The following is a 1,661-nucleotide window of genomic DNA, read 5'->3' as shown; positions in this document are numbered from 1 at the left end:
GGCTGTTCACCACCGTGGTGTTGGCAACCGTTCTGTAAACCTCCCCCCCCCGATGCCGGCTTGTGCATCGTCACCCGAGGTTGTGACACGGCTGTTCACCGCCGTGGTGTTGGCAACCGTTCCTCGAACAGCCCCACCCCCGATGCCACCGTCTGAACCATAACCCGAGGTTGTGACATGACTGTAAACCGCCGTGGTGTTGTCAACCGTTCCTTCAACCCACCCACCCCCGATGCCGGCTTGTGCATCGTCACCCGAGGTTGTGACACGGCTGTTCACCGCCGTGGTGTTGGCAACCTTTCCTTTAACCCTCCCACCCCCGATGCCGGCGTCTGCACCCACGGTTTCGACCGTGCTGTCCACCGCCATGATGTTGGCAACCATTCCTCCACGTTCAACAACACAGGCTGCTAATCCGGTCGTCTTCCGGGAAGTTATATTGGCACCAGTAAAGTGAAGGTTCCTGATGCTGCCTTGCAGAGTGTCAACAAAACAGTCAGACAGGCCGCTGATGGTACGGCACTGCCCATCGTACTCCCCGGTGAATGGATGGGTATCATTGCCAATGGATTGATGGTCTTTAGTGACAACAATATCCGCTGTCTGTTGATAGGTATCGTGCAGTTGATATTCGCGATCTCGACCAATCTTGCCCAGGTCTTCTGCATTAGTAATATTAATCATTTTCGAATTCGCATACTGAAAAGAGCTGGCCAGCGTGCCAAGGGCAAGTAGCCCTTTGGTTCCCTCACTCCCTTGATAGCGGGCCGTGGATGGCTGTTGAAGGGGTACGTCTTTCGAGCCGGGTTCTTTTTCCTGAGCCTCTTCCCGGGTTTCTTTTGATGTCTGTGGTAATTCCGGTTTTGCATCCGGCCCGGGCAAACCGCTTCCGGACCAGGCATTGGCCATATCTTTCACTATAAAAAGGATGGAACTCGGCGGCAGGATAGCTACTGTGGCCAGTCGCACAAGATCTTCCACTGCTTTGCGGGAATTGAAACTGAGGCAAGGATCTTCCGTTGGAATCAATGATGTCGCAAATGCTTTACAAACAGCAACGCCATGGCCGAGCCAGGAACGTTCGATGCCATTCCCTGACCATTGGGAAGCACTGTCGCAAATGGGTTGCTGAGTGGGCTGCTGAATGGGTTGCTGAATCATAAACAGGGCTCTTGATGTTGTATTGCATAACAGTACATTAGAACTGTGCACAAAAAATTACCGGGCACTCTCTTCGAACATGCGGTGTCGTAAAAGTTTCCGATTCATTTTTTTATTTAAGGGTACGCGTTGCAGGCGTCGTGTTATTTTTATAAATGAATGGTGGTATATATTTGAAAAAACCCGGAACAGGCGCTTCCATACCTACTCAGTAGCTACTTTGAACTGGTTGACTGGTCTGTCCGAATTGTCCGAAAAGGCAAACGTGGTCATATAACTAACGATGTACCACCTATCTTGGAGCGCTTGGGTATTGACCCAAAAGAATGGCTGGAGACTATGCGCTGGAATAATCGTTTTCACCGCGCAGTCGGCAAGCTGGCTTCACTGAAGGCTTATGCAGAAAGCACCGGAAAATGCTGGGTTCATGGGATGTCTGTGAGCGGTGCTCTCTACCCTGCCCAGGGCGGTTGCACCTAGTGTACGATAGTTTATATTTT

The 1,661-nt window shown here is 51.4% G+C and carries 1 protein-coding gene; it reads right to left on the bottom strand.

Going from position 1 to position 1,661, the window contains the following annotated elements:
• Positions 1 to 6: 6 nt before the first annotated feature.
• Positions 7 to 1,161, bottom strand: coding sequence for a hypothetical protein (locus CX664_RS24205; RefSeq protein ID WP_101749181.1), 1,155 nt, complete (start codon positions 1,159 to 1,161; stop codon positions 7 to 9).
• Between the last annotated feature and the right edge of the window lie 500 nt (positions 1,162 to 1,661).

This window comes from Endozoicomonas acroporae (assembly GCF_002864045.1).
GTDB lineage: Bacteria > Pseudomonadota > Gammaproteobacteria > Pseudomonadales > Endozoicomonadaceae > Endozoicomonas > Endozoicomonas acroporae.
This window is presented reverse-complemented; position numbering and strand designations above follow the sequence as displayed.

Excerpts from the sequence above, each read along its gene's own strand:
- CX664_RS24205 (WP_101749181.1), bottom strand. The coding sequence starts at position 1,161 with ATGATTCAGCAACCCATTCAGCAGCCCACTCAGCAACCCATTTGCGAC.